Annotated in this window: 7 protein-coding genes; 2 read left to right on the plus strand and 5 right to left on the minus strand. The window is 49.7% G+C overall.

The window, feature by feature from the left end; translation table 11 throughout:
* Positions 1 to 41: 41 nt before the first annotated feature.
* Together HRM2_RS23650 and HRM2_RS23655 are read left to right on the plus strand one after the other, a co-directional pair.
* Positions 42 to 1,778: a long-chain-fatty-acid--CoA ligase gene (locus HRM2_RS23650; RefSeq protein ID WP_015906541.1), complete on the plus strand. Its 1,737-nt coding sequence runs from the start codon at positions 42 to 44 to the stop codon at positions 1,776 to 1,778.
* A gap of 93 nt (positions 1,779 to 1,871) precedes the next feature.
* A complete protein-coding gene (locus HRM2_RS23655; RefSeq protein WP_015906542.1) occupies positions 1,872 to 3,605 on the plus strand; it encodes a long-chain-fatty-acid--CoA ligase in 1,734 nt (577 codons plus the stop codon).
* A 215-nt stretch (positions 3,606 to 3,820) separates the two neighbouring features.
* Here HRM2_RS23655 and HRM2_RS23660 read toward each other — a convergent pair whose 3' ends face one another.
* The 5 genes from HRM2_RS23660 to HRM2_RS23685 all read right to left on the minus strand — a co-directional run bounded on the left by HRM2_RS23660 (position 3,821) and on the right by HRM2_RS23685 (position 15,212).
* Positions 3,821 to 4,579, minus strand: coding sequence for an enoyl-CoA hydratase/isomerase family protein (locus HRM2_RS23660; protein ID WP_015906543.1), 759 nt, complete (start codon positions 4,577 to 4,579; stop codon positions 3,821 to 3,823).
* Positions 4,580 to 4,805: 226 nt separating this feature from the next.
* Entirely contained in the window at positions 4,806 to 5,366 is a 561-nt protein-coding gene (locus tag HRM2_RS23665; protein WP_015906544.1) for an HD domain-containing protein, read from the minus strand.
* A gap of 7 nt (positions 5,367 to 5,373) precedes the next feature.
* Positions 5,374 to 6,475 (minus strand): peptide chain release factor 2 gene (gene prfB, locus HRM2_RS23670; RefSeq protein WP_187149309.1). Its coding sequence is split into 2 segments (ribosomal slippage): positions 5,374 to 6,417 and positions 6,419 to 6,475, totalling 1,101 coding nucleotides; the frame shifts between segments, so codons are not numbered across the junction.
* A gap of 24 nt (positions 6,476 to 6,499) precedes the next feature.
* Positions 6,500 to 8,059, minus strand: a complete 1,560-nt coding sequence (gene lnt / locus HRM2_RS23675; RefSeq protein WP_015906546.1) for an apolipoprotein N-acyltransferase — start codon at positions 8,057 to 8,059, stop codon at positions 6,500 to 6,502.
* A gap of 568 nt (positions 8,060 to 8,627) precedes the next feature.
* Positions 8,628 to 15,212, minus strand: coding sequence for a hypothetical protein (locus tag HRM2_RS23685; protein ID WP_015906548.1), 6,585 nt, complete (start codon positions 15,210 to 15,212; stop codon positions 8,628 to 8,630).
* Positions 15,213 to 15,356 lie beyond the last annotated feature (144 nt).

Consider the following 15,356-nt stretch of genomic DNA (forward strand, 5'->3'; position numbering starts at 1 on the left):
GGAACATCACTATTTCTAAGGACCTGAACAAAAGGAGAAAAATGATGGACGTACCAACCTGGAACACCCCTTTCTGGCCCGAAGGAGTTGCCAAGACTGTCCCTGATTACAAGTTTCCGCTGTTCAAAATTTTTGATGACGCTGCCGCAAAAAACCCAGACAATGTCTTTACCATTTTTAACGGGGGCACCAGGACCTACGCCCAGGCAAAGGATACCGCTGACAGGATCGCTAACTTTCTTATAAAAAAGGGCATTAAAAAAGGAGACAAAGTTGCCCTGTTTCTGCCAAACATCCCCCATTTTCCCGAAATTTTCTTTGGCATCCTCAAGGCCGGGGCCTGCTGTGTCAACTGCAACCCGATATACACAGCAAGCGAACTCAACCACCAGCTCAACGACTCCGAGTCAAAGATGGTTTTCTGCATGGACCACCCTGAGTTTTACAAAAATACGGTCAATGCCATCAAGGGTACAGGTGTGGAGACAGTGGTGGTCTGTAACATCAAATCCTATCTGCCAAAACTCAAAGGATTCCTGGGCTCCCTTCTGGGAAAGCTCCCAAAGGCTGACAGCCATGAACCCGGCCATATCATGTTTGACGACATGGTTGCCGCTTCAAGCCCGAATCCTCCAAAGATTTCCATTGATCCTGAAAATGATACGGCCGTCATGCTTTACACGGGTGGCACCACGGGTGTTCCAAAGGGTGCGGAGCTGACCCACACGAATTTCACCTACGACGTCACGGCCCTGAACGAATACGGGCGCTATGTCCACGAACCGGGCAAGCCTGCGGAAAAACTCAGACAAAACGGATTTCACACCTTCCTTGGGGTGCTGCCCTGGTATCACAGCTTCGGCATCACCTGTGCCATGCTTTCAGCCACACTTTCAGGAAGCAAGCTTGTCTGCATCGCTGACCCCAGGGCCGGTAAGCCCCCGTTTACAGATGTTCTCAAGACCGTTCAGACCTACAAACCCACCATCATGCCGGCTGTTCCCACGATCTTTGTTGCCTTTACCAATCACAGGGACATCGATAAATACGACCTCACCTCCATTATAGGATGCTTTTCAGGCGGGGCTCCCCTGCCCCCTGAGGTATGCAAACAGTTTGAAGATAAAACCGGGGCCACCATTTTCGAAGGATACGGACTGACCGAGACCACGCCCGTGGTCAGTGCCAATCCCACCAACAAGAAGCAGCGAAAAATCGGTTCCATCGGATTTCCCCTGCCTGGAACCAATGTCAAGATCGTGGACCTTGCCACCGGGGAAACCGAACTTGCCCAGGGAGAAGACGGCGAACTTGCCGTATGCGGTCCCCAGGTGATGAAGGGGTATTGGAACCGCCCCGATGCCAACGACGAAGTGTTCAGAACCATTGACGGCCTCCGTTATTTTCTCACCGGCGACATCGCCCACATTGACGAGGACGGTTACATCCTGATCACGGACCGGAAAAAGGATATGATCATTGTAGGCGGATTCAACGTCTACCCCAGGGATGTGGAAGATATCCTGTACACCCACCCCAGTGTGGAACTTGCCGCAGTGGTAGGCATTCCAGACAAGAGAAGCGGAGAGAGCGTAAAGGCCTTTGTTAAACTCAAACCAGGTGAAACCGTCACCGAGGATGATATGAAGGAGTTCTGCAAACAGAACATGGCCGGTTACAAGCGGCCCAGGAGTATCGAGTTCAGGGACGAAATACCCGTATCCAACGTGGGTAAGGTCCTGCGCCGGGTGCTCAGGGATGAAGAGATCAAGGCCTGACCCCACCGGGACAGGTTTGTATATATTGAAAAAAGCCCGTCAGCAATACAGGTTTATTGCTGACGGGCTTTGAAACGACTTTAAGGAGCAAAAATGAACGTATCAAAATGGGAAACCCCGTTCTGGCCGGAAGGCGTAGCACACAACATATCAAACTTCCACTACCCCCTTTCCCAGGTTCTTGACAACGCTGCCCGACGCTATCCTGAGAATGTCTTCACCATTTTCAACGGTGCCACCAAAACCTATGCCCAGGTCAAGGATACGGCGGACAGGGTGGCAAACTTCCTCGTTGAAAAGGGCATTAAAAAGGGGGACAAGGTTGCCCTTTTTCTGCCCAACATCCCCCAGTTTCCCGAAATCTTCTTTGGCATCCTCAAGGCCGGGGCCGTTTGCGTCAACTGCAACCCGGTCTACACGCCAACGGAACTCAACCACCAGCTGTGCGACTCTGAAGCAAAGATGGTGTTCTGCATGGATCACCCTGAATTTTACAAGAACACGGTCAAGGCCATAGTTGACAGTGATGTGGAAACGGTTGTGATCTGCAACATCAAGTCTTACCTTCCAAAATCAAAAGCATTTATCGGCTCGCTGCTTGGAAAGATTCCCAAGGCCGACCGTCATGAACCCGGCCACCTCATGTTTGACGACATTGTCAAGGCCGCACGTCCCACCCCCCCGGCCGTTGAGATAGATCCAGAAAAGGATACAGCCGTCATGCTCTACACGGGGGGCACCACGGGAGTTCCCAAGGGAGCCGAGCTCACCCACGCCAACTTTACCTACAATATCCAGGCCTGTGAAGAGTACTTCAGGTTCGTGCACAAGAAAAATGAAAAGCCTGACAAAATTCGCCACGGCGGCTATCACACCTTCCTTGGAATCCTTCCCTGGTACCACAGCTTCGGCATCACCAGCGCCCTGCTCTTTAGTGTGCTTTCGGCAAGCAGGCTCGTCTGCATTCCAGACCCGAGATCTGGCAAACCACCGTTTACAGACGTTCTTAAGGCCGTTGAAAAATATCGCCCCACCTTTATGACGGCGGTTCCGACCATTTTTGTGGCCTTTACCAACCATCCCCTGCTGAAAAAATATGACATCTCGTCCCTCATGGGATGTCTCTCCGGCGGAGCACCTTTGCCCCCCGAGGTGTGCCGGCAATTTGAAGAGGCCACAGGTGCCATCATATTCGAGGCCTATGGCCTCACGGAAACGGCCCCTGCCGTATGCATCAACCCCTCGTTCAAGGAGACCCGCAAAATCGGCTCCATCGGTTTTCCCCTGCCCGGAACAGACGTCAAGATCCTGGACATTGAGACAGGAGAACACGAACTTGCCAGGGGAGAGGACGGCGAGCTTGCCGTGTGCGGTCCCCAGGTGATGAAGGGATACTGGAAACGTCCGGACGCCAATGACGAAGTGTTCAAAACCATCAACGGACAACGCTACTTTCGCACCGGCGACATCGCCCACATTGATGAGGACGGATACGTGGTCATCACGGACCGGAAAAAAGACATGATCATCGTAGGCGGATTCAACGTCTACCCAAGGGATGTGGAGGATATCATATATACCCATCCCAAGGTCGAACTGGTGGCCGTTGTGGGCATTCCCGACCCGAAAAGCGGCGAGAGCGTCAAGGCTTTCATCAAGCTCAAACCCGGCGAAAGCATGACCCAGGAGGAGATGATCCAGTTCTGCAAGGAGAACATGGCCCCCTATAAGAAGCCCAGAAAAATCGAATTCAGGGACGATATCCCGGTATCCAACGTGGGCAAGGTATTGCGCCGGGTGCTCAGGGATGAAGAGATAAAAAACTGATGGTTCAACACGATGAATGGGCCAAAAGGCCGACCGTTTCGTTCAGATTATAAAATTTGCAATCATAGAGGTCAACCCATGGAAAAAAGCAAACATGGGTTGACCCCATTCAACCCTTTTACCCAGGAATCTCAATCTTCTGTTATCAGCTGCTTTTTATACCCTGAATCAGGTCTGAAAGGTCAATAAAAACACCGGTTACAAGGTGGACACCCTCATCGTTTCTGGGCAAGGGCCTTTATAAAAGAATTTCGGATCACCTCATCCTCATGCTCAAGAAAATCGGCAAGCTCTTTTATGGGGTAATTCAGCAGTCGCTTAATTCCCATGATGGCTCGAAGGGGTTTTTGGGAAAAATCCTGAGCGGCACACAACGCTTCCGCCTCAAGGGTATCCAATGGTACCACCCGGTTCACAAGCCCGAGTGTCAATGCCTCACGGGCATCAATGGTCCGTCCGGAATAGAGAAGATCTGCAGTAACCCCTCTTCCCATGAGCCTCTGGAAAAAAAAGACCCCGCCCCCCTTTGGTATCAGCCCCATGTCCAGGCAGGGATTCTGGAAAATCGTATCATCGCCAACGATCCGCCAGTCACAGGCAAGCCCCATATTAAAGAACACAGGTGCCACCGGCCCCTTTCCGGCATGGATGACCATCTTGTCAAAGGCCGACATCCTGAGAACAAACTGATTCACAGCATTGTTGAGCCGTTCAAGATCGTCAAGGCCTGCCTCTCCCGTTGCAAATTTGGTATAAAACCCCTGGCACTCCTCCTGGTCTATACGTTTGGCTGCACCAAAGATCAGGAGGACCCTGACCTTTTTATCCTTTTCAATCTGGTCGAGAAACTGGAACAATCGCTCCTTGGCCATCAGGCAGGTCAGGTTCCGGAGAAGATCCTCCTTGAATTTAACCACAGCCACTCGACCTTCTATCTTCCCTGAAAACAGGGCTTCATCCTCGCAATAGTCCATGGCGAACCCTCCGTTAAAATTTTTTCAAATAGAACCCACCGGCATGACCGGAGCAGAATACCTGCCCTGACCACAATAGAAAAACAGCAAACACCATGCCAACAGAACCCGAAAGCCCCTTATTCTAAATCCCATGGGCTTGAATACCCCTGAAAGTGGTACATGAACCAGGTAAGGGCTCAGGAACGAAAAAAAGTGTCAACATTTTTTCCCCTTTGTAAAAGGGTCACCCCTTTACTGCCAGGGGAATCAGTTCATTGACCCAGGCAGAAAAACGGGCCGCATGGCTGGGATCAATGGATTCAAGCCCGTTGATGATGGTCTCCATGGACTTTTCTCGTATGTTGTTTCCGGGGGATTTTGAAAAAAACTTGTCCGCAACACAGATGATGATCTCCTCCGTGGTCAAAGGAATCATATCCCGCCGGGGAAGGGGCAGCCCGTTTTCCCGTATGTTCACCTCAGTTATACCGGCACCGGTGTGGCGTTCCGCCACAAGACCGTGGGCGGGAAAGCCAAGTTTGTCAAGGAGTTCCCTGCCAAGGAAACCGTGACACAGGTAAGGACGGCTGCCAAAGCATCCCAGACCCGGGGCCTCTGTCATGAAAATCCCGATGTCGTGGAGCATGGCGGCCTGTTCAAGAAAAACAAGATCCAGGTCTGGATGGGAAGTTAGGGCTGCGATCTCAATGCTCTTTTGGGCCACCTGCTCCCCGTGCCTTAAAAGAATTTCACAGGCCTTGGATCCGGGGGGATAGAATTCATGGATAATATCCCTTGGATTCATGGTCACTCTATTTCACCTTTCCCGACAGCAGGGTCTCTTCAATGAACTGATCAAGATCTCCGTCCAGGACCCTGTCCACATCACCGACTTCGTAATCGGTCCTGTGGTCCTTGACCATTCGGTAGGGATGGAGCACATAGGAACGGATCTGGCTTCCCCAGGCGATATCATCCTTAGTGTCATGGAGGTCCTGCATCTTCCTGTTCTGCTTCTCCTTTTCGAGCTGATAGAGTCTTGACTGGAGCACCTTCATGGCAATCTCCTTGTTCCGGTGCTGGGACGGTTCCTGCTGGCACTGGACCACCACCCCCGTGGGAAGATGGGTGATGCGCACGGCACTGCTCGTCTTGTTGACGTGCTGGCCGCCGGCACCGCTTGCCCGGTAAACATCAATCCTCAAATCCCCCTCGTCGATCTCCACCCGGATCTCATCCTTTAATTCGGGGTAGACAAACACAGACGCAAACGAGGTCTGGCGCTTACCACCGGCATTGAACGGTGAAATGCGGACCAGCCTGTGAACCCCGGACTCAACCTTGAGCAGCCCATAGCTGTACTCTCCGGATACACTGAAGGTGACCCCCTTGATACCTGCTTCATCCCCCGGCTGATAATCGATCATCTGAAGTTTCAGCCCCTTTTTGTCGATCCACCGGGTGTACATGCGAAACAGCATCTCAGTCCAGTCCTGGGAGTCGGTTCCCCCGGCACCTGCATTAATGGATACAATGGCGCTCTTGGTATCATCCTCACCGTCGAGCATGATGGCCACGGAAAATTTCTTGACCTTTTGCCCGAGCCGGTTCAGTTGGAGTTCCACTTCCCTTTCGACCTCCTTGTCCTCCTCTTCATGGGCAAGCTCAAGCAGGGTTTCTGCATCCTCAATTTCGGCAAAAATCTTGTCCCAGGTCTCGATGAGATCAGATATCCGGGTTCGTTCTTTCAGCTTGGCCGTGGCAGTGTCCGGGTCGTTCCAGAAATCTTCCTGGGCGATCATGCCCTCAAGCTCCCTTAGGCGGTTTCTCTTGACTGGAAGGTCAAAGATACTCCTTTAACTGTTCTGCTTTTTCGTAAAATCCTGCTATCGCCTGTTTGAGTTCTGTGGACATGATGTTTCTCCTGATCGTTATTAACTAAAAAACTTTTCTAAACCCTCTTTTTACCATAAACACCAGGGCCATTGCAACCAGGCAGATCATGGCAAACCAATCCCCGGCAATGGAATAAAGGGTGACCGTATTCACCATGGGCAGGGATCGGGTCAGGGTCGTTCGGGTGTAAAGGTCGGTGGTTGCCATAATCCTTCCCAGGGGGTCGATGAATCCGCTGATGCCTGTATTTGCAGCCCTTGCCACGGCCCGTCTGTTTTCAATAGCCCTGAAAACGGCCATGGAGAAATGTTGCGCCGGGGCTGATGTCCGCCCAAACCAGGCATCGTTGGTAATGGTCACAAGTATTTTAGCTCCGTTGTTTACCATATTCCGGGCAAGCCCTGGAAAAATCACCTCAAAGCAGATAAGAACGCCTGCCGACCCCCTGTCATACCTGAGGGGAAGGGATTGTTTTTTCCCGGGTGTGAAATCCCCTGCCTGGGCCGTCAGCTTGCCAAGAAAAGAGAGATAGCGGCCCAGGGGCACATACTCCCCAAAGGGAACCAGGTGCACCTTGTCGTAACGGTCCGTGGTAACGGAGAATCGATTGATCATATGGGCCCGGTTGTAGTAGGTGTATCCCTGGCTGTTTTCCCCAAGGGCCGGACTGCCCACAAGAAACCAGGTTTTTACCTGGCGAATGCATTGATCCACCCGATCTGACAGGGCCTGGTCCAGGCCGTAGTAAAAAGGAAGGGCCGTTTCCGGCCATACGATGAGGTCCGGTTTTTCCGTTGCTGCCTGTCGGGAAAGATCACAATAGGTGTCAACGGTTGACTCCTGGTATTGAAGGTCCCACTTTTCCGCCTGGCTGATATTGCCCTGGACCACAGAAACCCTCGTCTTTTCGGCACCATCCATGGCAAGGTCCATTTCCGCCACCCGCATTCTGCCGTAGGCAACCACCAGAACCAGGGCCACAACACAGGGAATCATGGAAACAGCAACTCTGCCCAGGCTGTTTTTCGTTCCATGGAGCACCCAGGCCCTGGCAAGGGAGGCGTTCACCATGACAATGACAAAGGAAACCCCGTAAACACCTGTCAGATCAGCCACCTGGATCAGGGTTGTTTGCGTGTAAAGGCAACTGCCCAGAAGCCCCCAGGGAAATCCGGTAAACAGCGAAGCCCTGAGGTATTCACCCCCGACCCACAGGGCTCCTGCCCCAAGGGGCATCCAGATCGAGTGCCTGGAAAAAAGGGTCATGCCGGCACAGAAAAGCCCCACATACAGGGCAAGATAAAAGGCCAACAGAACAAGCACTGAAATGGCAAGCACCAGGGAGATACCCCCATAGGTCTGGATGGTCGGCACAATCCAGTACAAAAGGGATACAAAATGGACCACACCGGCCCCAAGCCCCAGATAAAACCCCTGTTTCGGGGCCATGCCCTGGACAGCGACCATGAGGGGCACCAGGGCAACCCAGGCGACCCAGTCAAGACCCGGTCCGGGAAAGGCAAGGGTCAGAAGGATTGCACTTAAAGCCGCCGAGAAAGCGCCCGACAGCAGATGATTTGCACCGGCCGGTTGTTGATTCAAGATCTCACCTGAAAGGTAAATTCGGATTCCGGAGCCATTGCATACAGCCCTTTAAAGGGCAGGTCATCTGATTTTTTCGTCACCATTGTACCCAGTTCTCCATATATAAAATATTCCAGCAAACAGTAAATGCCTGGGGCAAGGTATAGTCCCCGGGGATAAGAAAAGGCAGCCTCAAATTGTCGACAGCAGAGCCCCCGGCGGCATAATACCATTTTCATTATTCGTTGTGGCCAGGGCAGATACCCTGCTCCGGCTATGCCGGTTTTATAAGAAACGCACTTCAAACCGGCAGCCGTAAACGGGTGTTACCCTTCTCTCATTCTCGCAGCCCGTCCGTGGGCTGCTCCGAGGAAAATGGCAACTCCTTGGGCGTCCATGCCCACCGTTGCCATTTAACCCGTTCAGGGTAACACCCGTTCCCGCCTACCTACTGCTATCGAGTTTCATGCTTCGTTGTGTCCGCCAGGACATGTGGGTTTATATGAAACACTCGCCAAAGCATTGTCAATGAAGGCGTTTCAAAATTCGTTGAGGCCGGAGCCATACCTCGCTCCGGCCATGCCGGTTACTTGGGGTTTGATTGAATCAAAACATTGCCATCGGTGATACTGTATTTCCACAATTCGGTATTTATGCCGTCATCAGTGATGTAGATCAAAGCATCCTCCAACGGGTACTGTACCACATTCAGTGAGTTATATGGCAAACTGTTCACGATGATGGCATCATTGCCTGTTGCCGGGTTCAAGGCATAAAGCGAGTATTGGTTGGTGCCCATATTAACGGTTTTAATGTAAAGAATATCATTCAAGGAGAACATACTGTGGACAAAGATATTGGGACCCGGGGTAAAATACCCGATAATACCGCCAAAGCCATCTACCCTGACCGTCCCGGCCGTTGTTCCGTCACTGGTGTACAGGTAATTGCTAATGGTTAGGTACAGTTTGCCGTTACAGGCAATTAAGTTATCAACGGTACCGGCTGCTGTAAGGGGGATCTTTACGGTCCCGGCCTCTGTGCCGTCTGATTTCCAAAGCTCCTTCAGGGTATGGGTATCAAAAAACAGGGTATCGTTAACCGCGGTGAGATTGCGGATATCACAGCCATCGGCAAAGATGGTTTTCAATTTCTGTGTGCCGGCACTGGTGCCGTCACTTATCCAGAGACTGTCGTTATAGTTCTGATCGGTTCCCTGGAAGTATAGATGACTGCCCATGGGCACCATATCGGTTATTTCACCCCCGTCTCCAAAGGGGCTCCATCCGTAAATATCGAGTAATTTATCCGTGCCCCCCTCTGTGCCGTCGCTCTTCCAGAGGGCGTTGTCATTGTCGCCATTATTGGTTGCTGCGGAATAAAATATCTGGTTATCAAGGGTAAAAAGCCGGCTTGAGATCTGATCAAGGCGCGTACCGGCAACCATATCCTTCACTATTTTCGTTCCGGCGGCAGTGCCGTCGCTGGTCCACAAAAGGGTGCCGTCACTGTCCATCCAGGGATCTGTGTGGCCTTTGAAATAAAGCGTATCGTTTAACGTTGTAAAACTGTCTGCCAAGCGGGGCTCTACAGAAAAATAATCTTTAACCAAATGGACACCGTCCTGGGTGACCCTGTAGAATTTTCCATACCCGTTCCAGCTGTCCTCACCGGGCGGCACATACCAGAAGCTGTAATAGTAGGCATCCTTGAGTCGATAAAATCCACCCAAATCAAAATAGACAGAACTTCCCGTTCCCTCGTTCACATCGCCCACCATGCGGGTCCCAGATGGGGTGCCATCGGTGACCCACGGTTCCGTGCCGTGATCATGATCTGCAAATGGAACGATAATCGTTTTTACCTCATGGGTTATCCAGAACCATTGTTGTGAGGTATAGACGCCGTCAGTGACACTGACCAGAATTTTCTGGCTAAGATTGATATTAGTAATATCATCTATTGTAATGGTACCTGCGCAATGAATAACGCCATCACTGTCTGTGGTGGAATTTATGTTCGAAACATGGGTTCCACTGTAGCCGTCGGGTGCCTCTTCCGTTATGGCGGTAACCGTCATTGTCAACTGGTCCGCCGGTGTGTCCCGGTCCGTCACGGTGAAAGAAAAGTCGATGACACCTGAATCATCAATTTCTATTGTTGTATCAAACATATCACTGCTGATTTGAGGACCTTTATAGGCGGCCCCATCGTATAAACTCACGAGTTGAAGATTGTTGCCATATATTCCCAGGACCAGGTCCCGGTCCGTATCGGCAAATTCAAACGACCATATCTTATCTTCGCTTCTAAAAACATTTGTATCGTCCCTTGACGGATTCAATGCCGACCGGAGATAACCGGAACAGGTGATACCATCGGCGCAGTAATAGTTACCATCGGCATTATATCTCAGTGATTTTGTATTCTGATAGGAAGAACTGTTTCCAAAATAATAATCACCTGTAGACGGTTCAAGATTCAACTGGTAAATTTTCTGTCCCAACCGCAATATGGATGAGTAGCCCTCAATGGTTGAGACAAGCTGCAGGTCATTGTTGCTGTCATCCATGGAGAGCAGCGTTCTAAGCGGAATGAAATCCTTTAGATATATTTCATAGGGCGGTGTATAGAAAATGTCCTGGGAATCGGTCAACTCCAGCCGGTTACTGGCATTGATGGTAAACAATAATATATTCCGGCCCACTGTTTCGAACAGACAATCTAAATCGCCACAGCTGCAATTATCTTGAACGGTTTCCCAGTCCGGCCACCAGGCATCACCATTACTGCCGAATACGAGTGTTCGGGTGAGCATGGCCACATGGGATTCATCTATAAATTCGACATTGGTCAAGGGAACGCCATTTCCAAAGGAACTGGCCGACTGAAGGGTTATGGTATCACCATCAATCGCATATAAATTCAATTTTGGATAGGCGGGGATGGTTTTGTCAGTGCCGGCGTAATCCGTTGGTACATAGGGCACCATCAGGCGCGTTCGATCCGGTGACAGTGCTGCATTCAACAGACTGTAGACCGGATTATCCGCTGCATCTTTAACCAAAACGCTGGTTTCAAGGGTCATATCGCCGGTGATGGTATAACTGACAATCATTATTCTGGCACCTTGATCATGGGAGATGACAAAGAGCAGTCGATTATCCGGGAGCAGTTGGACCAGTGGCAACTCCTTGACCGTTTCATTACCAGCATTACGAAAACTCGTTGCCAAAGAACTTGATGCTGTCATGCCCTCTTTTATGGGCAATAAGTCTCCTGAAAAATCATTTACATTATATGTAAACCGGTTTGTTAAATAATAGGGGTCCACCCCATAGGATACAATCGCCGCTGTCAACAATTGATCATAAATGCTACCCACAATGGCGTTACCCTGGAATACATCAAAAATACGGTTAAACCCACTGGTTTCGATTTCACTGACCGTTTTCATCTCCATGGAGTAGGTATCCCGGCCAGCCCCCATGACGCCGACATCAAGGGAGGTATCCACCACTGGATGAAGGACACTGATATCACCCATGGTCAGCTTAATGGTCATGGAGACCAGGGCAGATGGCGTTCTGTTTTGATTGTGTGCTTTCTGACGTTCAAAATCATCACTCAGGGGGTTTTCCAGGCAGAGCTGGTTGCTTGAGTTGTAGATCGGATATTCACTGATCGTCAGTTCGTAATCACTGCCCCCTAAAAATGTCCATTTGAATTCGGCATTCTGGTTAAAGATCTCTTCAAGTTTGATGGTCTGGCTGAAGATACCAACCATGTCATCATCTTCGACACTCAAGGAATCATCTTCCATGACAACAAGTTCGACATAGAGTGCGGCCGTATTATACCCGCCACCTGAATAGAGAACGGTATTAGGGGTTTCAAGTGTCTGGCCGTCCGCCACATCGTTAAAGCGAAGATAATTCCATGGGTGGTCGCCGTCGCTGATCTCTTCACTGTCGGTAAAAAGCGTCTGTAATTCATCTCCCACCCTGGGTTTGTCGCTGATAACCCCAACAAAAGGAATCAAACGGATCTCCGCCTCATCATCTTCCTCATAATTGGACAAAATCTTAACCCGGTCGAGCATAACGGATATGCTGGAAACCGGAACAGAACTGACGCGTTCAAATGCCACTTCGGCCCGGGTTTTTTTATCGGTGCCCAGCAAATAGCCGGCACTTGATTTTAAAACATTGTTTCCATTTCCAGCAGAGCCCGCACCCGTATATCCGGATAGCAGACTGTCAAGATCATCAAAAAGGTCCTGTCCCTGATTCAGCGCATCAATATTGCTGCTTGTTTTCATCAGGTCTCTTGCCCCGTCAATATCGCCCGCTTTGATTTTTTGAACAATTTCTTCAGCTTCCGCCATAATCAGCGCACCGCCAATGGCAGTCGAGGTTCCCCCGATGATTTTGTACACATCTGCAGCCGTTCCCAACTCCTCATAATCCAGATTTAAAACTGAATCTGCATTCTGTGCAAACGTCAGCCCTGAACTTGAGAGATTTGCTAAATTACAGGCAATCTGGGCATAATTCAATTTTTGACCATAGGTGTCCACCTGGGTATTCTGCTCAGGAACACCCGATATGAAAAATTCAAATGCGTCCTGGCTGTGCAAGCCATAGAAAGGATCACTGCTGGAGTAGCGGTTAATGCTGGCTCTGGCACTTCCCAGGGGATCATCCTGTGCCGCCAGTTCCACATCATGAAGATCATCCACCAGATCAACACTGTCACATATCAGGCCGACAAAATTACCCGTCACAACATTGAATGTCTGGCTGGCCAGATAACTTAAAAAAGCCCAGTTCGCGGCATTGATATCATATACATCCTGGTCACTGGCCGTATAATCAAAGGTGATGGGTAAGGTGCTCTCTTTCAGCCGGTCCAGGGGAACACCAAATATGGGCCGATCGGTCTGCATAACCACAGGTATGCGGGGATAATTCCCCTGCAGTGCCGATGCCAGGCAGGCAGTGTCTCCGGCCGCACAACCTGTAAATTCATGTGTTTTATAGGGCAACCCATCATAGGGAAACTGGGCCGTGTCCACCTGAACGGTCCGGTCTTTCCAGTTTTGATACAAGTCATAGTAATTGGACAATAGGTTTAAATACTCGATATCCTGATACTGGCGCTGCATTCCTTTTGAGAAATCGTTCATGACCACCTGGACCTTAGACGCCTCGGAGATCGGTTCAGGCATATTGTAAGGCCCAAGCTCCCCACGGACACACACCGCCTCTTCCCCATTCTGGTCCCGGCACTGGTATATCTCAGGGTCATTCTGATAATCATAGGTGTGAGCACTTTCATAGAGCTCCTGGCGGCGCAGAAATTCCGCTCTAAAGCTGAAACAACTGCCGTCGGGTTCAAACTCAAGACCGGTTTGTTCCGAATTTCTCCAGCATTGCCACAGGGCAATGGTATCATTCATTTTATCACCACTATTGACGATATCATCAATATAGGATGGGATCAGGAGTTCGGGTGCCATGTTGGTATTCAGATCAATAGTCACTTCACCTTCATTAAAGGTGCCGTTTTCACCCTGGGTTTTTAAAGAAATATTTTTAACAATACCGAGCATGAATTCTTTGGTTTGAACCTGGGGGTCGGTATTGACAAGGATTGTCATTTCGAGTGTTTTTTTATTAAAAACATCAACAGCCGCGGGGGGCAGACCCGCTATCTTGTTGGAAACGATGGAAATGCTGCCAGGCGGCAAAATATCCAACCGCCAGATGCCCGAATCCCTGTCAAACCTTTCAGGCATATCCCTTTCAGTGCCCGAATAAACAGTGCCGGATGGGGAATATAAGATAAAATTAAACAATGCATGGGCCGCATCATTGGAATCCAGATCAAAGGTTACCGTCAAATCAGACAAATGGGAGTTGAGGGTACTGAATGTATAGGATTTTGCATTAAATATGGTATTTGAATTTAACAGTTCGGCTGCCGGGCCATTGCTCAGGTATTCCATGCCGTCTGAAATAACATGGTCGGTCATACGCTCAGGTTTTATCATATCCACCAGCGTGATACTGTATGACGCACTGGCACCCACAAATCGATAGGGCATGCAACGGTTACTGTTTGTTATGGGCAGGTAATAAACCAGGGTATCAGTTGAGTCTCCGGAACTCAGCGTCACACCGTCACTGTCAACAATGGTGGTCTGCCGGCTTGCTACAATAACGGCGATGCCGGTTTCAGGAAAAGAAACCAGGGCATCATTTCCATCCGAACCGACCAGCGTCGTATCTATGGGTTCCCAGGGATTGGCAATCTGCATGGGCAGATTGGGCAATCTTGAAATAAAACAGACATTTTCACCAGCAGGAGTTTCGCCGATACCACCACTTTGTTTCAGTTCATCTACGGCATTGACCAGTACGTAACCTTGCGGTGTGGCGTCTTCCAAAGATTCAGACAAGCCAGCAGCCTTGACTGCAGACATGCCAACAGCCTTAACGTCATACATGCCAACTGTATTGACGCTAAGAGTTGCTGCAAGACTGGTATCCAGAACAGGAACATTTTGAAATTGCTGATCAAGGTTGCCAAAATTATCAACAATATCTACCTGGCGAAAGGCATTTTGCAAGGCAAGAAAATCGTCCAGATTCAGGGCAGTCTGGCCACTTAATTTTAATTTTCGGTTTAATTTTTTTAATTTTTCCCGATTCAGTATGGCCAGAGCTTCATCGGTTGCCTGCATCGGGAAAATATCAGGGTCAGGAAGTTCGACAAATTGTTCAACCGCAACCGGAGCATAATGCAGTTGTTTTAATTTATCAACCACCTCAGCGCTAAGACCTTCATCAAGGAGTTTCTGGTACTCAAGATTTTGATTATTGTCTCTAAGAAGCCTGATGATTTTTTCAGTGGACACATCCTGCTCTGCATTCCCTATTTCCACAGTCAGAGCAAGGGCCCCCTTTGTGGAAATTTTTTCTTTGAGTTCATCCATGGTGGAAATGTCGACTGAGGCTAAAATGCCATCCGGATCCTGCAGAGCAACAGAAGCTTTACTATCTGGATCGCCATCGCTTGAGCTACCACCGCCACAACTACAAACAAGCATTAAGAAGACAAAAAGAAAAAAGATCCTGCTGAATGGCGCCTGTTTTGGAAAAGACATTCATTTCTCCTAGTAAATTACTTTTTTAAAATGGTCTCAACGTGATCGATTTAAAATCTTGGAAACTACTAACTTCGGACGGAGATTGTCAAGATCGTTTTCGTCTCAACACTTTTAAAACAACTATTCAAACACTTTTCCAGA

Source organism: Desulforapulum autotrophicum HRM2, assembly GCF_000020365.1.
Taxonomy (GTDB): domain Bacteria; phylum Desulfobacterota; class Desulfobacteria; order Desulfobacterales; family Desulfobacteraceae; genus Desulforapulum; species Desulforapulum autotrophicum.

Coding starts and splice junctions, on each gene's coding strand:
- HRM2_RS23650 (WP_015906541.1), top strand. CDS start 42: ATGATGGACGTACCAACCTGGAACACCCCTTTCTGGCCCGAAGGAGTT.
- HRM2_RS23655 (WP_015906542.1), top strand. CDS start 1,872: ATGAACGTATCAAAATGGGAAACCCCGTTCTGGCCGGAAGGCGTAGCA.
- HRM2_RS23660 (WP_015906543.1), bottom strand. CDS start 4,579: ATGGACTATTGCGAGGATGAAGCCCTGTTTTCAGGGAAGATAGAAGGT.
- HRM2_RS23665 (WP_015906544.1), bottom strand. CDS start 5,366: ATGAATCCAAGGGATATTATCCATGAATTCTATCCCCCCGGATCCAAG.
- HRM2_RS23685 (WP_015906548.1), bottom strand. CDS start 15,212: ATGTCTTTTCCAAAACAGGCGCCATTCAGCAGGATCTTTTTTCTTTTT.